The sequence below is a fragment of the Sorangium sp. So ce281 genome (assembly GCF_051527395.1).
In the GTDB taxonomy this organism is placed as follows: Bacteria; Myxococcota_A; Polyangia; order Polyangiales; family Polyangiaceae; genus Sorangium; species Sorangium cellulosum_B.
The window spans coordinates 4783631-4805837 of the sequence record NZ_CP150322.1; the positions used below are offsets into that span (position 1 = coordinate 4783631).

The 22207-nt window shown below is 74.4% G+C and carries 16 protein-coding genes; 6 read left to right on the forward strand and 10 right to left on the reverse strand.

The window, feature by feature from the left end:
* Positions 1-256 precede the first annotated feature (256 nt).
* Entirely contained in the window at positions 257-2179 is a 1923-nt protein-coding gene (locus tag WMF27_RS18045; RefSeq protein ID WP_437767643.1) for a L,D-transpeptidase, read from the forward strand.
* Positions 2180-2470: 291 nt separating this feature from the next.
* Positions 2471-3496, forward strand: a complete 1026-nt coding sequence (locus tag WMF27_RS18050) for a tetratricopeptide repeat protein (protein ID WP_437767642.1) — start codon at positions 2471-2473, stop codon at positions 3494-3496.
* Between the two features lie 57 nt (positions 3497-3553).
* Here WMF27_RS18050 and WMF27_RS18055 read toward each other — a convergent pair whose 3' ends face one another.
* The 8 genes from WMF27_RS18055 to WMF27_RS18090 form a co-directional block, all read right to left on the reverse strand.
* Positions 3554-4033, reverse strand: a complete 480-nt coding sequence (locus tag WMF27_RS18055) for an ATP-binding protein (RefSeq protein ID WP_437767641.1) — start codon at positions 4031-4033, stop codon at positions 3554-3556.
* A complete protein-coding gene (locus WMF27_RS18060) occupies positions 4030-4614 on the reverse strand; it encodes a SpoIIE family protein phosphatase (RefSeq protein ID WP_437747109.1) in 585 nt (194 codons plus the stop codon). The genes WMF27_RS18055 and WMF27_RS18060 overlap by 4 nt, the downstream gene beginning before the upstream one ends.
* The gene (locus tag WMF27_RS18065) at positions 4611-5396 is read right to left on the reverse strand and encodes an anti-sigma regulatory factor (protein ID WP_437767640.1); all 786 of its coding nucleotides are present in this window, start codon (positions 5394-5396) and stop codon (positions 4611-4613) included. Before WMF27_RS18065 ends, WMF27_RS18060 begins: the two co-directional genes overlap by 4 nt.
* A complete protein-coding gene (locus WMF27_RS18070) occupies positions 5377-5772 on the reverse strand; it encodes an STAS domain-containing protein (protein WP_157906757.1) in 396 nt (131 codons plus the stop codon). Before WMF27_RS18070 ends, WMF27_RS18065 begins: the two co-directional genes overlap by 20 nt.
* Before the next feature lie 23 nt (positions 5773-5795).
* Complete coding sequence (locus tag WMF27_RS18075) at positions 5796-7145, reverse strand: STAS domain-containing protein (RefSeq protein WP_437767639.1); 1350 nt, start codon at positions 7143-7145, stop codon at positions 5796-5798.
* A 588-nt stretch (positions 7146-7733) separates the two neighbouring features.
* Positions 7734-8423: a hypothetical protein gene (locus WMF27_RS18080; RefSeq protein WP_437767638.1), complete on the reverse strand. Its 690-nt coding sequence runs from the start codon at positions 8421-8423 to the stop codon at positions 7734-7736.
* A 224-nt stretch (positions 8424-8647) separates the two neighbouring features.
* Positions 8648-11098, reverse strand: coding sequence for a DEAD/DEAH box helicase (locus WMF27_RS18085; RefSeq protein WP_437944350.1), 2451 nt, complete (start codon positions 11096-11098; stop codon positions 8648-8650).
* A gap of 39 nt (positions 11099-11137) precedes the next feature.
* Positions 11138-11677, reverse strand: coding sequence for a hypothetical protein (locus WMF27_RS18090; RefSeq protein WP_437767636.1), 540 nt, complete (start codon positions 11675-11677; stop codon positions 11138-11140).
* A 140-nt stretch (positions 11678-11817) separates the two neighbouring features.
* Here WMF27_RS18090 and WMF27_RS18095 point away from each other — a divergent pair, with 140 nt between their 5' ends.
* Positions 11818-13305, forward strand: a complete 1488-nt coding sequence (locus WMF27_RS18095) for a hypothetical protein (protein WP_437767635.1) — start codon at positions 11818-11820, stop codon at positions 13303-13305.
* A gap of 38 nt (positions 13306-13343) precedes the next feature.
* On the opposite strand, the gene WMF27_RS18100 is transcribed toward WMF27_RS18095, so the two are convergent.
* Entirely contained in the window at positions 13344-14390 is a 1047-nt protein-coding gene (locus WMF27_RS18100; protein ID WP_437767634.1) for a hypothetical protein, read from the reverse strand.
* Positions 14391-14571: 181 nt separating this feature from the next.
* Between WMF27_RS18100 and WMF27_RS18105 the strand changes: the two genes are divergently transcribed.
* The 3 genes from WMF27_RS18105 (at position 14572) to WMF27_RS18115 (ending at position 19370) form a co-directional block, all read left to right on the forward strand.
* A complete protein-coding gene (locus tag WMF27_RS18105) occupies positions 14572-16068 on the forward strand; it encodes a TolC family protein (RefSeq protein WP_437944351.1) in 1497 nt (498 codons plus the stop codon).
* Positions 16069-16169: 101 nt separating this feature from the next.
* Complete coding sequence (locus tag WMF27_RS18110) at positions 16170-17759, forward strand: 3,4-dehydroadipyl-CoA semialdehyde dehydrogenase (protein WP_437767632.1); 1590 nt, start codon at positions 16170-16172, stop codon at positions 17757-17759.
* A gap of 54 nt (positions 17760-17813) precedes the next feature.
* Positions 17814-19370 carry a protein kinase domain-containing protein gene (locus WMF27_RS18115; protein WP_437767631.1) on the forward strand — a complete coding sequence of 519 codons (1557 nt, stop codon included), beginning with the start codon at positions 17814-17816 and terminating at the stop codon, positions 19368-19370.
* Positions 19371-19452: 82 nt separating this feature from the next.
* Here the strand turns inward: WMF27_RS18115 and WMF27_RS18120 are convergent, their stop codons facing one another.
* A complete protein-coding gene (locus WMF27_RS18120) occupies positions 19453-22158 on the reverse strand; it encodes a dynamin family protein (protein WP_437767630.1) in 2706 nt (901 codons plus the stop codon).
* Positions 22159-22207: the final 49 nt, after the last annotated feature.

The following is a 22207-nucleotide window of genomic DNA, read 5'->3' on the forward strand; positions in this document are numbered from 1 at the left end:
CGGCATCCATGCCCCGGAGCGCGCCCGCGCCGCGCGTCGCGGCTTCGTGGCACGTCGTTCGCTCAAGCGATGGTCATGCGATGCCGCCTGCCCCCCCGTCCGCCGTCGTCGGCTCGAGGGGCGCGCGCTCCGCAGAGAAGTGGATCGACACGTGAGTGACCAGGTACTAAGACCGCCGAGCCGACCCGACCCTACGGGTCGATCATCAGACCGCGAGGATCGGGAAGGCCGGTCCTCGCCCAACGCTGTGGATGCGATGAACCGCTCTCAGGCCCCCCGCCCCCGCGGGCAGAAGGACCCCGCACGATCGCACGGCAGCGGCAATGTCCGCACCGACGACCTGCGGAACCCGCAACCGGCGCCGGGAGCCGAACGCGCCGGCGGCGGCGGCGTCGCGCGCACCTCGCTCGTGTCCAGCGCGCTCGGGTTCATCGCCGCGGCGGCCTTCGCCGGCACCGCGGCGTGGGCGAGCGGCTGCCAGGGCGAGGCCCCCCCCGGCCCCTCCACCGAGGGCGGCTCGTTGCCCGAGCGGACGTCGTCCCTCCCCCGCCCCGCGCCCGTGTCCTCGGCGCGCGCCGCCGCGTCCGCCGAGGCGCCCGGGGAGGCCCCGACCGCCGCGCCCACGGAGGCCCCGGAGCCGCCCGCGCCCGACAAGCCGTACACGGGGCCGCTGCTCGGCTCGATCATGCCGCAGGCGTCGGTCTATCCGACGATGGAGTTCTCCAAGCAGCGGCTCGGTTACATCCGGCTCGGCGGCAAGGTGCCGGTCGATCCGAAGCCGATCAAGGGCGGGAGCTGCGCCAAGGGCTGGTACCGCCTCCTCGACGGCGGCTACGTCTGCGGGAGGTCGGCCACGACGGACCTGTCGAACCCGCAGGTCCGCCTCGGCATCACGCCGCCGAACCTCGACGAGGTCCTCCCGTACAAGTACGCCTTCAACACGACCCACGGCACGCCGCTCTACCGCTCCGTCCCCTCGAAGGACGAGATGACGCGCTACGAGCCGTACCTCGAGTCCTCGAAGCGCAAGCGGAAGGAAGACGAGAAGCGGCGCGCCGAGGCGCTGTACGAGGAGACCGAGAAGGAGGTCGCCGTGGCGGCCGCCGCTCGCGCCGCGGCGAGCGCCGAGGCCGCCGCGAGCACCGCGCCGGTGGCCGCCGTCGCCGCGGATCCGGCTGCAGTCGAGGACAAGGCGGCGGCCGTCGCCGCGGCCGCGTCGCTCGGCATCGCGCCGGCGCCGGTCGAGGAGGAGCCCGAGAAGCCCTGGTGGGAGAACGTCGACGAGAAGGGCAGGCCGCTCAACGTCACGCTCGCCGATCTCGACAAGGACGCCGACTCGACGGTCGCGAAGCGGATGGTCAAGGGCTTCTTCGTCGCGGTCGACAAGACCTTCGGCTGGAACGGCCGCAGCTGGTACAAGACGACCGCGGGCCTCGTCGCGCCGAGCGACCGCATGTACATCATCAAGCCGCCGGCCTCGCAGGGCATCGACTTCCCCGAGGGCGCGAAGTCGGTCGGCTTCATCCTCGCGAAGTCGGCGAGCAAGTACCAGTTCGACGCCGAGAAGAAGTCCGTCTCCGTGGCCGGCTCGCTCGAGCGCTTCGCGGCGTTCGGCCTCACGGGCGAGAGCCACACCCACAGGTCGACGGTGTACCGGAAGACCACCGAAGGCTGGTGGATGAAGGGCGCCGACGGGACGTACACCGATGTCGGCGCCCCGCCGCCGGATCTCGCGCCGGGCGAGAAGTGGATCGACGTCAACCTGTCGCGCAAGACGCTGGTCGCGATCGAGGGCGACAGGCCCGTCTTCGCGGCGCTCGTCTCGCCGGGGAGGCGCTCGAAGGACAAGAAGAAGAACCACGCCACGCCCACCGGGGTGTTCCGCATCCGCGAGAAGCACATCGCGACCACGATGGACGGCGACGGCACGGTCGCGGGCGATCTGCCGTACAGCATCGAGGACGTGCCGTTCGTCGCGTACTACGACGGCTCGTACGCCCTCCACGGCGCCTTCTGGCACGGAAACTTCGGCCGGGAGATGAGCCACGGCTGCGTGAACCTCTCGCCGCTCGACGCGAAGAAGGTCTTCTTCTGGAGCGAGCCAAGGCTCCCGCGCGGCTGGCACGGGGTCTGGGCCACGCCGGAGAACCGCGGCACGCTCGTGTCCATCCACGAGTGAGCGGGCCGCGCGGCGCGCGCCGCCGCGCGACGAGGACGCAACAACACCGTGCGCTCCCCATGGAGCGGGCCGAGAGGGAGCGGCCGGAGCGGGCTCGCCGCGACGCGTGGTACGAGCGCGCGCCGGAGCCGCGCCTCGCCTGGACCGGCCTGGCGGGCCTGACCGCCTGCCGTCCTGCCCCCGCCAGTTGCTGGAAATCCGGGCGAGCCGTGCTCGGAACAGCTTGAATGGTTGCTTTGACAGGGCTCCCTCTTGACTCGGGGCTCCCCTTCGCACACTTGTGGAGCCGCCATGGACCAGTTCTCGGCGCACCTCGACCGCGGGTGGGATCTCGTCCAGCGCGGGGACACGCGCGGAGCAGAGGCGTCGGCCCGGCGGGCGCTCGAGCTAGATCCGAACTCGCCGGAGGCTCACAACCTGCTCGGCTTCGTCGCGGCCCTCGAGGGCGAGGGCGAGGAGGCGATCGAGGCGTACCGCCAGGCGATCGCCCTCGATGACACCTACCTGGAGGCGATGCTCAACGCCGCCGAGGTGTACATCCACCCGCTCGGCGATTTCGACCAGGCGATCGAGATGTGCGACCAGGCGCTCGATCTGGCCGAGGTCGACGAGGAGATCATCGACGCGCTCCTCCTGAAGTTCGACGCGCTCCTCGGCAAGGGGGATCTCGACGAGGCGGCCCAGGTCGCGGCGAGGATCCCCGAGGGCCCCTACGACAACCCGAACCACACCTTCCTCGTGGGCCGCGCGTTCTACGAGATCGGCCAGGCCGACAAGGCCGCCGCCCTCATCGAGGAGGCAGCGCTGAAGGACCCGCGGCACGCCGAGGCCCACTACTACCTCGGCCTCATCCGCGACGAGCGGGGCGATGTCCGCGGCGCGACGCAGGCCTTCCTGCGCTCCCGCGAGCTCGACGTCGAGCTCGGCATGCCCCCCTGGGCGCCGAGCCGCGACGGCTTCGTGACGCTGGCCCAGAAGACGGTCGCCGCGCTCAACCCCGTGCTCCGGCGCTACGTCGAGGGCGCGGAGCTCTACATCTCCGACGTGCCCGGGATGGAGCTCGTGGCCGAAGGCGTCGATCCCCGCGCGCTGGTCCTCCTGGACGGCCTCAACGCCGACGAGCGCGAGCGGGGCCTCCGCGGCAGCGCCGAGGTCCACCCGTGCGCGCGGGTCTTCGTCTACGCCCTCAACGTCGCCCGCCTCGCGGGCAGCGTCGAGGCGCTGGAGCGCGAGATCAACCTGGCGCTCGAGCGCGAGATCACCGCGACGTTCCTCGAAGCCGAGCAGAACGAGCGGACCGAGAAAGAGCTCAACTGATCGGGCGAGGCGCTCCGCACCACGACCGCCGCGCCGCGTGGGCGCGCGGGGCGGCGCTTACTTCCACTTGACGGCGATGACCTCGGTGCTGATGCCGGGTGACGAACGGATGATGACGGAGCTCATCAGCCGATGCACGGCGCCGAGCCCGACGCCGAGCCCCTGACCGGGCATCCTCGGCGTCAGCCGCGCAGAGTTCGACGAGGACGGGCCACGATCGCTCTTCGGCCCGACGTCCTCGAGCAGCGCCAGCTTCGGGTCCAGGCCTGGGCCGGAGTCGCGCACGATCACCTCGACGCCCCACCGACCGCCGCCCGCCTGCGTGTCGTCGCGGATCGCGCGGATGCAGATGCTCCCGCCGCCGCCGTGGCGCACCGCGTTCGACACGAGCTCGGCGATCGCGATCGCGAGCTCGTGCTGGGCGCGCTCCGAGAGCCCTGCCCAGCGCGCGATGTGCGCGCCCTCGGCCGCGCAGGCGAAGCGATCCTCCTCGCGCGTGACGGGGATGCTGAACGCGGGCGGGGACCGCTGCGTCACGCCGCGCCCCTGTCGCGGACCACGGCGACGACGCACGTGGCGTCATCGAACGACTTCTTGTGGGCGTCGACGATCCGGCGCGCCATCTCCTCGGGATCGAAGTCGCGGAACGCGCCGAGATCGAAGCCGCTGGAGATCCCGTCGGAGTGGAGCAGGACGACATCGCCAGGCGATATGGGGAAGCGAAAGCTGCGGAGCCGCCGCACGCGCCGCCCGAGGATCCCCGCCGAGCAGAAGCTCGGCATGGCCGTCCGCGTGATCGCCTTCATCGCGATGTTGCCGACGCCCGAGAACTCGAGCTCGCCCACGCTCTCGTCGATGCGCAGGAGCGCAGCCGCGGCCCCGCGCGTCGACGCGAGCTGCTCCCCTGCGCCGGTCAAGAGATCCTCGATCGGCATCGACGCGTGGTCCTCCACGTAGCGGCAGAACGCGGAAGCCGCTTGCGCGGCGTGGGGACCGTGACCGAGCCCGTCGGCGAGGCCGATCAGCACCCACGGCGAATGTCGGACCACCACCACCTCGTCGCCGGCGATCTCCTCGCCGGCGGCGACGCAGCACGCGGTCCCGATGGCGACCGTCATCCGAGGTACTTCCTGACCGTCACGGTCGTCCCCGCGCCGGGCGCCGTCTTGACGTCGAACGCATCCATGAGCGCCTTCGTGCCGCGGAGGCCCGCGCCCATACCGTGACGCGAGCGGTACTTGCCGCTCAGGATCTCCGGCAGGTTCGTGATCCCAGGCCCGTTGTCCTGCGCGACGATCTCGATCGCGCGCATCGGCGAGGTGAGCGAGCGGACGACGACCTGCCCGCTGCCCGCGTACCTGACGATGTTGCGCCCGAGCTCGGAGATCGCCGTGACGATCTTCGTCTGCAGGACGTCGCTGACGAGGTGCTCGATGCAGAGCTCGCGGCCGGCTGACCGCGCGCGCAGCACGTCCTCCTCGTTGCGCACATCGATGGTGATCTCGCGCGGCGCGGGGGCAGCGTGGTCGAGCTCACCGAGCTCGGAGATGCACCGATCGAGCTGCGCCTGGTCGCGGACGAACAGCTTCACCCCGCGCTTGACCTCGACGAGGAGGCGCCGGAGATCACCCTCGCGCGCGACCAGCGGATCGACCTTCGCCTGCCGGATCCCGCAGTCGATGACGCTCTTCCTCACCGCAGGCGAGAGGAACTGCGCCAGCACCGTCTCGATCTGATCGGTGATCGAGCGGCCGACGATCTGCGGAGACGACGGCACGGGGCCGCGCGCCGACTGCGACGTACCCGGCAAGCGCGTCGACACCGGTCCGCTGGACCGGCTCGACGGCGGCCCCGTGGCGCCGCCGCTGGAGGGCGGTCCGTCACGAGGAGGGATCTTCATGCGACACCTCGTTCGTGAGCTCCGGCGGCATCATGTCGTCCTCTGCGGACGGCGCGAGCATCTCGACGGCGCGCTCCAGGTTGAGCGCCGTCACCACGCCAGGGATCTCGAGATCCATCTCCACGAGCGCGATCGCGACCGCGGGGCGCAAGCCGCACACCGCCGTCCGGACGCCCATCAGCCGGGCCGTGAGCGCGATGTCACGGATGGCGCGGGTGAGATAGCTATCGAGAATCTCGACACCGGAGAGGTCGACGATGAGGCCGCGGGGCGATCGCGCTTCGATCGACCCGGTCACGTCGTCGCGCAGCTGCTCCACCTGGCCGTCGGTGAGCCCGCCCTGCACCGAGACGATTAAGTTCCCGAAGAGGCCCACGATGGGGACCCTACCCGCTTGCATCAAGTGGACGTCTCCTTCCTCGCGCTGAGCTGCAGCTGTGTCGTGGTCATTGCACCGCTGCCCGACGGATCGAAGGCGGCCCGCGGGCCGCCAGGTGTGAACGGCTGTCCTGTCTGCTTCTCGTTGTCTTTGGCCGCGCCGCGGCGGGTCCCCATGAGGGACGCGGGCGTCGGCTTCTGGCCGGCGAGCGCCATGCTCTCGCGCAGCGCGTGCTTGAGGTTGCGCGCGGCGCGCACGGTGCCGAGGTTGATGCCGAGCTCCACCATCGTCTGCGCGACGGCGGGCCTGACCCCGGTGATCCGACACCGCGCGCCGAGCAGCTCGACCGCCTTCATCAGCTTCATGAAATGGTCGGCCGTCCGCGTGTCGATCACCTCGACGCCCGTCACGTCGATGATGACGTAGCGCGACTGGCGGCGGACGATCTCGTCGAGCAGCCGCTCCATGATCTGGGCGCTCCTGCGCGAATCGACGACGCCGATGATCGGCAGCGCGAGGACGTCGTCCCACAGCTCGAGGATGGGCGTCGAGATCTCGTCGATCGCGTAACGGAGCCGCTCGACGAGCTCGCTCTTGGCGCTCTCGCTCTCCACGAGGTCGCGGTTCTTCGCCTCGAGATCCTCGATGAGGCGCTTCTTCTCGGTCGCGTCGCGGAACACGGCGACGGCGCCGGAGATCGCCCCGTCCTTGCCCCGCATCGGGCTGGCGCTGACCGTCAGGAACAGGCCGGACACCGGGCCGGTCTCGATGCGCGGCTCGGAGAACACCGACGGCACGCGGACCGACCGCGGCTCGACGTCGTCCCCCTGCGGCCCCGCGGTGGGCGCGAGGGTCGGCATCGCGCCGCCCGCCATGCCGTTGGATCGGCGGGCGGCCCGCGCTTCCTGCTCGGCGGACTTCCTCGCGAAGAGCTCGATCTGATCGACCGTCTCGCCGCGCAGCGCGCGCGACAGCGGGTGCTCGGACATCGGCCAGGGGGTCGCGCGATCGGGGAAGAACAGCGTGGCGTCGCCGGGCCCCACGTCGTCCCCCGAGGTGAGGTCGAGCGGCGCGCGGCCGAGCATGTGCTCCGCGGCCGGGTTGCGCATCAGGAGCTCGCCCCTGTCGTCAACGACGGCGACGCCGTCCGCCATGCTGTCGAGCACGAGCTTGAAGATGCCAGCCTGTCGCCGCAGCTCCTCGTCCGCTCGGGCCAGCTGCTCGCCGCGCTCGCGCGCCTCGCGCGTCGCAAGGTCGAGCTGCGCGGCCTGCTCCTTCGCCGCGCGCTCGTGCCCCTCGATCTGCTGCTCGAGCGTCGCGACGCGCTCCGTGAGCCTCGCAATCTCTTGCCGCAGAGCTTCTTCGCTCATCGCGAACTCCCCGTCGTAAGCCCGCGCGCGCCGTGCGTGGCGCCAGGCAGCGCGTCCCTCCGGTGCGCGGCGCGACGAATCCCCTTGCAGGATTGCTCCAGATGCGCGCGCCGGGAGGATGAGCCGCGCGGGCGAGACGAGGCGGCCGCGGAGAGCGCGTGGCTCTTCGCCGTCCTGTCCGTCCTTTGCACGCTCGTGACGCTCATTTCTTCTCCTCGCAGGGTGCCCCTGTCCCAAGCGGGGACCGTGTCCAGCACCAGTCGAGAAACACAGCTTATCGCCAACCGGGCAACCCACCGTCAAGCTTCGCGTCAGCCATGCGTGTCGCTTGTGGCGACGGCATCCACCGTCGCCCAGCCGAGGTAGCCCGTGCCCGTACAACCGCGCCCGTGCCCCGCGTCACGATCGGCCACGCCAGCAGCAGCTCATGCCGCGCCGCAGCGCAGCCGAGCTCGGCCGGCGCGCACCTCCTGCCTCCGCTCCTCGGATGTGCGGATCTCGGATGTGCGGATGGAGAGGGTCCAAGCTCACGTGAGGTTCCCCCCATGCGACGCGCGCCGGTCACCGGCGCGGATGGCGTGATCAACCTCAATCGCCGAGGCTCTGACGCTCGCGAGCGCGCCGCCGCTTGGCCTTGCGCTTCGCCTCGGCCGGGCGCTGTGGGTCTGGGCCGCTCTCGCCCGTGGTCGGGGCGCCCGCGTCGAGCCAGCGCCACAGCGCCATCTGGTCCGCGGTCGCCCCGTGACGGATGGCGCGCTTCAAGATCTTCTTGGCGAGCACCAGCTTGCCGCACCGGGCGAGCGCGTGCGCGTAGCTCGCGGCGATGTCGGCCTCGCCTGTCTGCGCCTCGGTGGCCTGCGCCAGGAGCGGCAAGGCGTCGTGCGGGCGGTTCAGCGCGACGTCGTAGAGGTGCCCCAGGTTGTGCGCGTACCACGGGTTCTCGGGCGCGATGGCCAGCGCGCGCTCGTAGGCGCGCGCGGCGTAGCGGTAGTTGCCGAGCAGCGACTGCGCCAGGCCCAGCACCGCCCAGGCGCCGTCGTCCTCCTCGTGGAACTGCAGCACGCGGCGCGCGAAGAGCGCGGCGCGCCACGGATCGTGCTCCACGCCCATCTCCGCGAGGTGGCGGTGCGCGTAGAGCCACGGCTCGCTCCCGGGCGCCGTCGCGCGGGCCAGGCGCGCGAGCAGCGGGAGCACCCTGTCCGCATCGAGCTTGTCAGCAAGCGCTCGATCGATATCCCGTCGAAGCCGGTCGATGTCCTCCGCTCCACTGCGCCCCATCCCTTCCGTGATACGACCAGTGGGCGAGCTTGGCTAGCGCGTTGCGCGCCGAGCGGCGACGCCTGGACGACGTCGCACGCAAGCCCCCACCGACGTACCATCGACCTGCGCCGCCGGGCGGCGTCGTGCGCCGCGCGGAACCGCTTGAAACGCCCGCGTGGAGCCCGCTCCGCCGCCATGTGGCGGCGGACAGACGCTCTTGCGTCGCTCCACGCGACCCGCGCTCAGGCGTCCTCCGCCACCTCTTCGGCGCTTGACGTGCGCTCCCGGGCCTGCTCCGCGCGCGCCTCCTTGCCCGCGATCGTCGCGCCGTTCAGCGTCGCCACGACCCGCGCGAGCTCGGCCTTCGGGACGCTGACGAACGCGTTGCGCTCGCGCACCCGGATGCGCCGGATGTCCCCCTTGGACATCCCGGCCCGCTCGATGAGCGCGCGCTGGAAATCCGCTGCGCGCGCGCCGTCGCGGCGGCCGAGGTTGATGAAGACCTCGACGAACTCTCCGTCCGCCTCGTCGCGCGAGGGCTCGGCGCGCGGCGCTTCGCCCGCCTCGCCGCTCTCGATCTCGACCGCGGCCTCGCCGGTGGCCGGCGGCAGGGCGCCGCGCTCACGCTCGCGCTCACCGCCGCGCGACACCGGCGAGCCGGGCGCCGGAGACGGAGGCTCGCCGAGGATCGGCTCGTCGTCGCCCTCCTCCTCGGGCGGCTGCCACATGGTGAAGTCGGCGTGGCGCGAGAACGGCTGTCCCGACGCGCCGCCCTGAGGCCTGCCCGGCGCGGCGCCAGCGGCGCCAGCGGCGCCAGCGCCGCCAGCGCCGCGGCGCGCCGACAGCAGCGTCGCAGCGGGCCGATCGCGCAGGCGCTCCGCCGGGCCGCGGCCCGACCCGCCCTCGGCTCGCGGCGGCTCGATCCGCATCAGCGGCTCCGGCCGCGTGAGCGGCTCGACCGAGACGGGGCCGTCGTCGCGCGCCCGCGCCCCCTCGGGCCGGCGCGGCTCTTCCCCCCCGGGCGCGTCCGCGCCGCGAGGGCCTCGCCGCCCCTCGTCCCGGCGGAGGCGCAGCGATCGCCGATCGCGCTCCCGCCCGCGGTCCCGATCGCCCTCGCGCGCCAGCTCGCGTTCGCGCTCGCGCTCGCGCTCGCTGCGCTCCGTCTCGGGCGAGCGCGGCTCGGCCGAGTCGGCCGCGCGGGGGATCGCGTCCCGCGCCGCCCGTCCGCGCGCCGCGGGCTCGGGCTTGGTCGAGGGATCCGGGCCGCGCCCCTCGCTCTCGCGCGCCGCCGCGCGCTGCGGCTGCTGGGCGCGCCGCGCGGCGCTCGCCTCCTCCTGCGCCGTCGGCCGCGCGCCGAGGTGATCGCGCAGGAGGCCCGCCACGATCGCCTCGGCCTGGTCGTGCGTGAGCAGCCGGCGCGCGAGCGAGAGATCGTCGCGGTGCGTGCCCTTCGACAGGAACGCCTCGGCGAGCATCGCGACGAGATCGGCCTCGGCGCGCGTCTTGAGCTCCCCCTCCGTGGGGAGCTGCTTCTCGAGCGGGCGGATCTTGTACGTCAGCCGGAGGATGTAGAGCGGCCCGACGTCCTGCGGCGTGATCAGCGCGATCGCCGTGCCGGTGCGGCCCGCGCGGCCGGTGCGGCCGGTGCGGTGCACGTACGCCTCGGCGTCCTGCGGGAAATCGTAGTTGATGACGTGCGTGAGGTGCGAGATGTCGATGCCGCGCGCGGCCACGTCGGTGGCGACGAGGAAGCGCAGGCGCCCCTCGCGCGTCGCGCTCATCACCTTCTCGCGATCGGACTGCGGCAGATCGCCGTTCAGCCAGTCGGCGTCGTAGCCCTGGCGCTTCAGCGCCCCGGCGACCGCCTCGGTCTCGTCCTTGGTGTTGCAGAAGACGACCGCGCTCTCGGGGTTCTCGACCTCGATGATGCGGATGAGGGACGTCAGCTTGTCGCCCGTGATCAGGTAGACGTAGTGCTGGATCTGGAGCGCGCCGACGGCGTCGCCCGAGAGGGTGATGAACTCGGGCGAGCGCAGCTTGCTGCGCGCGATGCGCTCGATGTCGGGCGGGAGCGTCGCCGAGAACAGCAGCGTCTGCCGCTCCGGCGGCAGCTCGGCGAGGATCGCGGTGAGCTCGCGCTCGAAGCCCATCGAGAGCATCTCGTCGCACTCGTCGAGCACGAGCAGCCGGATGTGCTTGGCGACGATGGTCCCGCGGCGCAGGTGGTCGAGCACGCGGCCCGGCGTGCCGACGATGACCTGCGCGCCCGCGGCGAGCGCGTCGATCTGCCGCTGCATCGGCGCGCCGCCGTAGACGGCGACCACCTTGATGCCCTTGCGCTTGCCGAGGCGCTCGACCTCCGCCGAGACCTGGAGCGCGAGCTCCCGCGTCGGGCACAGCGCCAGCACCTGCGCCTGCGCGAGCGAGCGCTTCACGGCGTGATCGACGATCGGGAGCCCGAAGGCCGCCGTCTTGCCGGTGCCGGTGCGCGCCTGCACGACCGCGTCGCGCCCGCGCGTCACCGGCTCCCAGACGGCGAGCTGCACCGGCGTCGGGTGGACGTAGCCAATCTCCGCGAGGGTCTCGCGCAGCTCGGACGACAGGGGGAGCACATCGAAGGTAGGCGGCGGCTGGGGCTTGTCGCCGGTCTGCGCTTCACCCGCCACTGCGGCAGGGGGAGAAGGAACGGTCATATCGGTCATATCGTCCTGCGTGATCGCCGCGTCGGGGTATTATCTCAGGGACGCGGGCCCAAGCTGGCCATCGACGATCGCCCGGACCCGCCGCCGCAGCGGAGCCAGATCGCCTGCCTCGCGCCGCGCTGCGTGCTCCTCCGCATAGCGGAGCCGCTCGATGGCGTCGAGAGCGCGCTCGTTGTCCTCCGAGCCCCGGCACGAGGCGGCCACTCCGTCCCGGTAGGTCCACGCCGGAGCGAGCGTGCTCCTGAACCGGGCGAGGGCGGCGTCCTCCCCGTCGGTCCCGGGGGCGGCCTCCCTGGCGCGCTCGACGGCCCGGACGAGCGCCAGGAGGCCCTCCTCGCAGCTCGCGTAGGGCGACGGCGCGGCCGGCAGAAAGAAGACCTGCCGGATCAGCTGGAGGGTGCACGAGGCGATGATGAGCGCGGCGAAGCTGTAGTACGCGACCAGGGCGATGCGCCGGCCGCGGGCGCGAGGCCCGCCAGGGCGGCGCCGCGCTCCGAGAGGGCGCGCTCCCGTCCCGGTCCCCGGCACGGCCGGGGCGGGAGCGATGGGCGCGGGAGCTTGAGCGGGCATGGGAGCTGCGATTCCTCGAGCGAGCAGGGGTGCGCGGCCGCCGCCGGTCGGGCTCCGCTTCCACGGTCCCTTCCGTGCGGGCCAGTGCTATCACCTCGCCGCGGGCGCGACGAGATGCTGTTGGACGGGAGCAGCGCGAGGTGACCGACAGGACCGCGGCGCTCTGCATCATCGCCCGCCGATCCGCTGCGGCGCTCTCCGCGCTGGCCCTCCTCCTCGGCCCGCCCGGGGCCGCGCTGGCTCAGCCGCTCCAGGACAACGCCTACACCATCGACCTCTTCCAGGGGCCCATCCTGGCGCCGCTGCGCGTGACCGGGATCGCCGGCGCCTACGCCGGCTACGCCGAGGGGATCGCCGGCATGGTCGCCAACGCCGCGGCGCCCGCGCTCCGCGAGCCGTTCAGCATGCGCTGGTTCGAGTGGGACGTGGCCGCGTCGATCTCGCTGCCCATCGAGCTCTTCGAGAACAACGATTTCGACAACAGCGGCGACATCGATCTCGATTACTCGAATTTCGTGTACCTGACCCTCGGCGGCCAGCTCCAGGCGGGCGACTTCGGCGTCGGGGTCAACGCCGAGCTGCAACGGTACTCCCTGACGGACGAGGCCGGCGCCGAGACCACGGTCGTGATCGGCAAGTACCACTTCCTCGGCGGGGTCCGCCTGCTCGGCGACGCGCTCGTGCTGGGCGCCGGCGCGCGCGCGGTGACGCTCAACCTCCAGGCCGAGCAGACCGACCTGACCATGGCGGGCATCTCCCCGGAGCTCGGGGTGCTCGTGCGCCCCGACTGGGCGTCCTACCGGCTCGGCGCCACGTTCCGCTTCCCGGTGAACGGCGGCCGCTTGCTCGGCGAGGGCGTGGTGATGGACGGGCAGGTCCGCCGCGCCGGCGGGCTGATCCTGCCGAACGAGGTCGTCCTCCCCTGGGAGCTCGAGGTCGGCCTCGCCGTGCAGGTCGGACCGCGCCCGCTCAACCCGGCGTGGATCGACCCGCACGTCCAGGAGCGGGAGCTCCGCCAGGCGATCGCGCGCAGACAGGCCGCGCGGGAAGAGCGGAGGGAGCGCGAGCTCGGCGCCATCGACGACCCGGAGGAGCGCGCGCGGCGCGAGCGCGTCTTCGCGACAGAGAGGGCGCGCGAGCGCGCCGCCGACGAGCGCGAGCTCGCCGCGGGGCCGGCCGTCCTCGAGGCGGAGCGGCGCGCGCGCTACTGGAACTGGCCGCGCGAGCACCTGCTCATCACGGCGGAGCTCCTCGTCACGGGCCCGGTGTCGAACGGGGTGAGCCTGGAGCGCTTCCTGGCGCAGAAGCAGCCCGGGAGCGAGCACGGACCGTCGGCGGTGGGCAGCTCGGGCGCACACGTGAGCTTCTCGCCGCGGTTCGGGATCGAGACGGAGCCGATCCCGGGCCGCGTGCACACGCGGTTCGGCAGCTACTACGAGCCGAACCGCTTCAGCCGCCTGGAGAGCGGGCGCGTCGGCCGGCAGCACTTCACGTTCGGCGCGGACGTCCGCGTGCTCTCGACGAACCTCTGGGGCCTGATCCCAGACACCGCCTTGACGCTGCAGGCGTCGATGGATTTCGCGCCTCGCTATGACAGCGTGAGCGCCGGCATCGGCGTCTGGCGCTGAGCGCCGCGGCGCCGCTCACGCCGACGCCGCGCGGCCGCTCACGCCGACAGCGCGCGGCGGCGCTGCTCCGCGAGCAGCACGCGGAGGTGGCTCATCCGGGCGGGGTCGCGCTTGCCGAACTCGTCGAGCGCCGCGGCGACCGCGACCGGCGCGCCGCCGCGGGGCTCCTTCCGGAGCGCCCTCGCCGCCAGCGCGAGCGCGCGGGGGCACAGCACCTCCTCGATGCAGAGCCGCGCGGGCGGCGGCCGCCACGCGGCGTCGCGGTAGCCCCCCGGCGGCGAGGGCTCCGCGAGGCGCGCGAGGCCGTCCGCCTTCGCTTGCAGCGCCGAGAGGATCGCGCGCTCGATCGCGCTGCCCTCCTCGCGATCGCCGCAGCGCTCGATCGTGAGCACCGGCTTCGGCGCGCCGCGCCGCGCGGCGCCGAGCCAGCCCTTCCGCCAGCGCACCGCCGTGGCCCTGCTGATGGTCGCCTCGCCGCGCGCGACGAGGCCCGTGAAGGCGCTGAGCATCAGCACCTCGAACGGCGAGAACGCGTCGCCGCCCTTCGCCCCCGCGATGCGCGAGAGGTTCGCGGCGACGACGGGGAGCCCCGCCTCGATCGCGTCCGAGGAACAGAAGAGCGTCGAGCCCGCGCTCGTCGGGTGGAACCCCGTCAGGCTCACGCCCTCGCCGGCACCGTACCACCCGAGGAGCGTGCGCACGGTCCCCCGGCGGGCGCCGTCGGCCGAGCAGTACGCCCACGTGGTGCCCCAGAGATCGAACAGCGACCGCACGATCCACCGCGCGAGCCTCGCGCCGAGCAGGACGCTCGCCGCGAACAGCGCGGCGGCCGCGAGGGAGCCGTCCGCGGCCCCGGCCAGGCCCGAGAGGAGCAGCCCGTAGAGCGCCGTGTACGCGAGCAGCAGGCCGCTCGTGATCGCGCTCAGGAACAGCTCGATCCTCGGCGACGCGCCGCGCGGCTCGGACCGCCGCCACACGGCGCGGTGCGGCGGCTCGCCGCAGCGAGCGCAGGGGTCCGCGGGGCCGCATCGCCGCCGCTTCCCGCAGCCGAGGCAGATGTCGATCGGGGGCAACCGGCTTGGCATCGGTGGTCCAGAATAGTGGCGCATCCGCGGTTCGTCGCCACGACCTGACCCACGGCGCGGGCTCGCCGCGCCCACGGTTTCGCACACGCGCACAGGGCGGGAGCGCGCCCCTGCCCGCTTCGTGCTTGTCGTCGCGCCCTGTCCGGCGCATCGAACGCGCATGCCCCATCGCCGGCTCTGCATGGTCGCTGTCAGCCACCTCGCCGTCCTCGCCCTCTGCCAAGGTGTCGCCCTCGCGCAGCCGGCGCCTCCCCAGGGTCGACCGGGTCAGCAGGCTCAGCCGCGACCGGGCCAGCAGGCGCCCGCGGCGGCCCCGGCGACGACACCCCCGACGGCGGCCGCCGCGCCGGCGCCGATGCCGCAGCGCATCGAGGTGAACGACCCGGCGCTCGCGCCGGTCCCCCCGCCGGCGCGCACGCTGGCGAGCTGGAACGACGCGCGCGGGATGATCGAACAGCGGTCGGTCGAGTTCGCCATCGCCGTGCAGGAGGTCGCCCGCGCCGAGGGGGTCGCGAGGCGGGCGCTCGCCGCGGCGCTCCCGAGCCTCGACGCGCGCGGTGATGTGGATCACGAGCTGGCGGGCGGCGGCGCCGTGAGGCTCCCGCCGGGCCTCGCTCCCGCCCCTGGGGAGCCGACGGGAGCGTTCCAGGATGTCGAGGATGCGCCGACGACCTTGAGGGCGTCGCTCACGCTCCGCCAGCCCGTCCTCGCCCCGCGCGCCTGGTACGGCATCGGCACCGCCAGGCGCTCGGTGGACGTCGCCAGGCTGAGCCTGGAGGATCGACGCCGCATCACCGTCGGCGCCGTGGCGGACGCCGTCGTCTCGATCGTCACGGCCGAGCGGGTCAGCGAGATCAACCGGGTCGGCCTGCGCAGCGCGCTCGAGCGGCTCGAGCTGACCCGGCGGCGCGAGCGGCTCGGCACCGGCACGAAGCTCGATGTCGTCCGCGCGGAGCAGGACGTCGCGCTCGCCCGCGCGACGCTCGTGTCCGGCGACGAGGCGCTGCGCAAGGCGCGGGAGGCGCTCGGGGCCGTGCTGGGCGAGCGCGGCGAGGTCGGCGTCCCGCAGGGCTTCTCGCTGAACGCGATCGCGGCGGAGGTGCAGTCGGAGTGCGCCGAGGCGCGCTCGGATCAGCGCGCGGACGTCCGCGCCGCCCGGGCCGAGCTCGAGATCGCGGAGCGCAACCTCACCGACGCGAAGCTCGCGTTCGCCCCGTACGTCGATCTGTCGAGCACGCTGAGCGCTCAGACCTCGCTCGGGGACGAGTCCACCCGCCGGGCGCGGTCCTGGGGGTGGTCCATCGGCGCCGTGCTCACCGTGCCCCTCTGGGACGGCGGGGCGCGCTACGGCGATCTCCAGATCAACCGGGCCGTGGTCGAGCAGCAGCGGGTTCGCCTCGGGGCGGTGGAGCGCACCGCGGGGCTCGAGACGACGCAGGCGGTCCGGGGCGTCGCCGTCGCCGAGCAGTCGCGCGCGGTCGCCGAGCAGTCGCGCGACCTCGCCCGCGAGACCGCGCGCCTCACGCAGGTCGCGTTCGAGGCCGGCACCGCGACGAGCTTCGATCTGGTCGAGTCCGGCCGCAGGCAGCGCGAGGCCGAGCTCGATCTCGCGGTGCGGGAGTTCGAGGTGGTGAAGGCGAAGATCACCGCGCTGCTCGCGTCCGCCTCGTGCAAATGAGGTGCGCGCAGGACGTGCGCGCGCCCAGCGCGGCCGCGGCGCCCCGCGCCACCCGGCGCGGGGGTTGTGCCGAGCGACCGCGCGAGTAGGCTACGCGCCCGATGGAGCGGCTCGAGAGCTACGTCCAGGGTCAGTGGCGCGCCGGCCAGGGCGCGCCGCACGTGCTCGTCAACCCCGCGACCGAGGAGCCGCTCGCCGAGACGAGCACGGACGGCCTCGACCTCGCGGCCGCGGTGGCGTTCGCGCGCGCCGAGGGCGGGCCCGCGCTGCGCGCGCTCACGTTCGCGCAGCGCGGCGAGCTGCTCCGCGCCATGTCGCGCGCCGCGCACGCCGAGCGCGACGCGCTCATCGACGTCGCCATCCGGAACGGCGGCAACACCCGCGGCGACGCCAAGTTCGACATCGACGGCGCGATCGGCACGCTCGCCTACTACGCCGACCTCGGCGCCCAGCTCGGCGACGCGCGGCTGCTCACGGACGGCGACGGCGTCCAGCTCGGTCGCTCGCCGCGCTTCTTCGGCCAGCACATCCTCGTCCCGCGCCCCGGCGTCGCGGTGCACATCAACGCCTTCAACTTCCCCGCGTGGGGGCTCGCGGAGAAGGCCGCCTGCGCGCTCCTCGCGGGCATGCCCGTCATCACGAAGCCCGCGACCAGCACCGCGCTCGTCGCGCTCCGGCTGATGAAAATCTTCACCGAGCGCGCCCCGCTGCCGCGCGGCGCGCTCTCCTTCGTCGCCGGCCCGCCGGGCGATCTCCTCGCGCACCTCGGCGGCGAGGACGTCCTCGCCTTCACCGGCTCGAGCGCCACCGGCGCCGCGCTCCGGCTCTCGCCGGGCCTCGCGCGGGAGGGCGTCCGCGTGAACGTCGAGGCCGACAGCCTGAACGGCGCCGTCCTCGGCCCCGACGCCGTCCCCGGCTCCGAGACGTACGCGATGTTCCTGCGCGACGTCGCGCGCGACATCACCCAGAAGGCCGGCCAGAAGTGCACGGCGATCCGCCGCATCTTCGCGCCCGCGGCCGTCGTCGACGCCGTCCGCGACGACCTCGTCGACCGCCTCCGCGACGCGCGCGTCGGCGATCCCGCGCAGGACGGCGTCACGGTGGGTCCGCTGACGACGTCCGATCAGCTCCGCGGCGTGCGCGCGGGCATCGAGCGCCTCGCGGCGGGCGCTGCGGTGGCGCTCGGCGGCGCCGCGCCCTTCGAGGCGATCGGGGTGCCCCCGGGCAAGGGGTACTTCGTGCCGCCGACGCTGCTCGTCGCGAGCGGCCCCGACGGCGCGCCCGCCGCCCACGAGCACGAGGTCTTCGGCCCCGTCGCCACGCTCTTCCCGTACGACGGCGGCGCGGCGCACGCCGTGGCGCTCCTGCGCCGGGGCCGCGGGAGCCTCGTTTGCTCCGTTTACAGCGACGACCGCGCCTTCGCGGCGGAGGTGCTGATCGGCGTCGCGCCGTACCACGGCCGTGTCCTGCTCGGCAGCGAGAAGATCGCCGATCAGGCGCCCGGCCCGGGCACCGTCCTCCCTCAGACGATCCACGGCGGCCCGGGCCGCGCCGGCGGCGGCGAGGAGCTCGGCGGCCTGCGCGGGCTCCATTTCTACTCGCAGCGCACCGCCGTGCAGGGGTCGCGGCCGATCCTCGAGGCGATCCTCGGGGCGAAGGGCGAGCCCCGCCCCGCGCCGGCGAAGCCGTAGATCACGAAAGGCCGGGGTAGCTCTTTCCGTGGACTTTATGGTGAAGTCTCGCTCATGAGCGCGGGCCCGCAACTCATCGGCAAGACGATCGCAGGGCGCTTCCGCGTCACCGGGTTCATCGGCGAGGGCGCGATGGCGGCGGTCTACCGCGGCGAGCAGGACGCGGCGCCGCGCGACGTCGCCATCAAGATCATGCACCCGCAGCTGCTCGGCGACGAGACGTTCGTCACCCGCTTCTACCGGGAGGCGAAGGCGGCGTCGCGCCTCCACCACCCGAACACGGTGCAGATCCTCGACTCCGGCGTGGAAGGGCACCTGCCGTACATCGTGATGGAGCTCGTCGCCGGGCAGGACCTGTTCGAGGTCCTGCTCGCCGAGCGCCGCTTCTCCGAGGCCCGCGCCGCGCGGTTCCTGATCGGCATCACCGACGCCCTCGCCGCCGCCCACGCGCGGGGCATCGTGCACCGCGATCTCAAGCCCGAGAACGTGATGGTCATGCGGGATCCGGCGGATCCGTCGGTCGAGCGCGTGAAGGTGCTCGACTTCGGGATCGCGAAGATGGTCGAGAGGAACACCCGCGGCGAGGAGGACGGGCCGAACAGCGCGCCCATCAGCGTCTGGGGCTCGGTCACCACGGTCGGCGTGGTCGTCGGCACGCCCGCGTACATGTCCCCGGAGCAGTGCCGCGGCGACGTCATCGACGGGCGCAGCGACGTGTACGCGTGCGGGGTGCTCCTGTTCCTGCTCGTCACGGGCCGGCTCCCCTTCCCGCCGACGGCCGTCGCGTGGGAGGTGGCGATGGATCACCTCCGGAAGCCGCCGCCCGCGCCGAGCCAGTTCCTGCCGCAGATCCACCCTGCCCTCGAGGCGATCATCCTCACCGCGCTCGCGAAGTGGCCGAACCAGCGCCAGCAGAGCGCGGCCGAGCTGCGCGACGAGCTCGAGCGGCTCCTCCCCCACCTGCCTTCCGCGCTGCTCCCTGCCGCCCGGACGAGCGCGCCCGAGGACGCGCCGACCCTCGAAGTGGCGATGCCGCCGTCGCTCCGGAGCTCCATGACGGCCGCGCCGCCGCTGCGCGAGGGCGATCTGCCGCCGCCGGCGCAGCGGGGCGAGGCGCTGGCGAAGTCCGTGTTCCGCGAGGCGTCGCTGACGGACGGACCGCCGTCGACCGCGATCCAGTCGCTCGCCGCGACGCTCCCCGGCATCGCCCTCCCGCGCGAGGCGCCGGCCGGAGCGACGTCGGACGACCTCTCGCGCACGCTCCCGGCGGTGCGGCGGCTCGTCGCGCCGACGAGCGATCCGCCGGCGAGCGACGTCGTGATCCACGATCGCAAGGACTTCGGGCCGCTCCTCCCCGCCGCGGGCGCCCGCGCGCCGTCCCCGGGGCCGGAGGCGCCGCGCGGCGCCGGCGCGACCGCCGCCGCCGCGCCGCCGCGGCCGCCCTCGCGGTCCTCGGCCGAGAACGTCATCGAGATCGCGCCGGCGCCGGTCCGGCGCGACCGCCGCCCGCCCGCGCGCCCGACGGACCTGTGGATGGTCAAGCTCGTGGTGCCGCTGGCGCTGCTGATCGGGCTGGCGCTCGGGGTGCTCGCCTTCTTCCTGAGCCGCTGACGCCTCGCGCCTCGGGCGCTGGCCGGCGTGGCGGGCGCCTCGAAGGCGGCCGTTCTCCCCGAGCCGCCGGACGCCTCGCGCCTCAGGCGTCAGCCGGCGTGGCGGGCGCCTCGAAGGCGGCCCGGAGCGCCTGCGCGCGCAGCTCGACCGCCGCCGACGCGGGCGGCGGCACCGGCGCCTCCGCCTCGGCCGACAGCGCCATCGCGAACGCGTCGATCGCGGCCTCGACCACGCCCTCGATCGGGCGCGCCGCGAGCTCGTCGGGCGCGTCGTGCACCGCCACCATGCCCATCAGGACGGCGCGCACGTGGGCCGCCGCCCGCGGCGACGGCGCGGCGCCCCCCTCGTCGGCGCCGCTCGCGCCGCGCACGCCGCGCGCCGCCGGCTCCGCGCCGGCCCGCGCCGCCCTCGCGATCTCGGCGGAGAGCGGCCAGCTCAGCCGCGCCACGAGCCGCTCCTGCACGTAGGCGCGGACGCTCGCGTCGGTGCGCTTGCGCTCCTCGGGCAGCGCCGCGATCGGGCGCAGGTCGGACGCGAGCTCCCGGCGCGCCGGCTCGAGCGCCTTGTCGATCGCCGCGGCGAGCGCGCGCCGCTCGCGCCGCAGGTACGCCGCGCTCGCGCGGAGCCGGTCGGCCTCGGCGCGCGCCCTCCGCCCGGCCTCGCGGTCCTCGGCCGCGCGCGCCGACGCCGCCTGGGCGAGCTCGGCCGCGATGCGGCCCGCCTTGCGGCGGAGCGCGCGCTCGCGGAGCGCGTCGCTCGCGTCGACGATCTGCTCGGCGAAGAGCGCCTCGACCTCGGCCCACCCCGACGCCGCGAGCGCCGCCTCGTCGCCGAGGCGCCCCTTCAGCGAGAGCCGCGCCGAGAACGCGATCGGCGGCGTGAGCGAGGCGATGGAGCTCGCCGCGAGGCTGTCGCGCACGTGCGCGAGCACCGTCTCCAGGGCGTCGGGCTTGAGCCGGTCGGCCTTGTTCGCGAGGATCTGCACGGGCACGCCGAGCGCGCTGATCTCGGAGAGCACCCGCCGCTCCGACTCCTTCATCGCCTGGGGCGCGTCGAGCAGCCAGACGGCGACGTGGGCCTCGTCGAACGCCCGCCGCGCCTCGGCGATGTGATCGGGGTCGGGCGCGTTGAAGCCGGGCGTGTCGAGGATCTCGACGCGCTTGAGCCGCTCGATGGGCGCGTAGATGAACACCCGCGCGACCTTGTCCCCGGCCGCCGCGAGCGCGCGCAGCGTGTCCTTCAGCGCCGCGTGCGGCACGACGCGGTCCTGGCCGCCGCGCACGACGACGCGCGCGAACGGATCGGGCGCCCAGGCGACCCAGTGGAGCGTCGCCGTCGTCGGCAGGACGCCGGTCGGCGCCACGTCCTCGCCGAGCAGCGCGTTCAGGAACGTGCTCTTGCCCGCGTTGAACTCGCCCACCACGGCCGCGCGGAGCGGCCGCTCCCGCTCCACCGCGAGGGCCTCGATCGCCGCGAGCAGGTCGAGCCGGTCGAGGAGCTTGGCCGTGCGCGCGAGCTCGCGCAGCACGTCGCCCCACGCGGCGGCGGCGCGGGCCCCGGCGGGGCCGCCCGCGGGGGGCACCCACGCCTGCGCGATCGCGCGGCGCATGTCGTCGGCCCACGCCGCGCCCTCGCCGGTCACCGCGTCGAGCGCGTCGAGCGCGCCGCTCCCCTGCCCCCCGGACGCCATCGCCGCGGCGTCGCGCAGCCGGACGAGGTCGGGCGGGAGCGGGGGCGCGGCCGCGCCGCGCGGCTCCTTGTCGTCGTCCTTGGTGTTGCCACGCGCGGCGAGCGCGTCGAGCGCGCCGAGGTCGCGCGTCTCGACGGCCATGCGGAGCAGCGCCGCCGCGGCGGCGCGGTCGCCCGCCGAGAGCCCGCGCGCGAGCGCCTGCCGCGCGTCGTCGCGCCGCCCCTCGGCGAAGGCGAACGCGGCGGCCCAGGTCGGCTCGTCGAGCGCGCCCGCGGCGCGGACGACGCGGCGCACGCGGTCGACGACGAGCACGTCGCGGGAGGCGGCGACCAGGGCGGCGCAGAGCTCCGCCGCGCCGGGGACGTCGAGCACGAGCGCCCGCAGCCCGAGGTCGAGCGCCCGCCCCACCACGGCGGGCGGCAGGGCCGCCGCGGAGGAGCCCGCCGCGGGGAAGCCCGCCGCGGCGCTCGCCTCGGCCAGCGCGAGCCGGGCGAGCACGAGGGCGGCGCGCCCCTCGATCGCGGTGGGCTCGCCGAGGATCTCCGCGGCGGCGCGCGCGCCGTCGAGATCGCCGTACGCGAGCGCGCACTCGGCGCGGCGGAGGGCCACGTCGCGGTCGGGCACGGTCGTGAGCGGCGCCGGGATGCGGTCGAGCCAGCGCTGCGCGCGGGCCGGGTCGCCCGCGGCGAGGTCGAGGTCCGAGAGATCGAGCAGCGCGAGGCGCGCCGCGTCGCGCTCCTCCGGCGCCGACGTGGCCCGCTCGAGCGCGTCGCGCGCGCCGTCCCAGCCGATGCGCTGCCCCGCGCGGCCGAGGCGGAGCCACACGTCGGCGCGCCACGGGACGCGCTTCGCGAGATCCGTGAGCGAGGCGACGACCTCCTGGTCGAGCCACGCGTCCTCCGCCGCGTCGGCCCAGAGCGCCAGCCCGACGGCCGAGTCGGGCAGCACGGAGAGGATGGTGCGGGCGTGCTCGCGGGCCTCGAGGGGCATGCCCTTCGCGAGCGCGGCCTCGGCGGCGCTGCGCTCGTTCTCGAGGCCGAGGGCGAGGATCTCGACCCGCCCGAAGAACCGGTTCAGCGCCTCGACGAGCCTCGCCATGGCGGGATGAAAGCCTTCCGGGAGGGCGGTCGTCCAGGAAGAAGCGAAG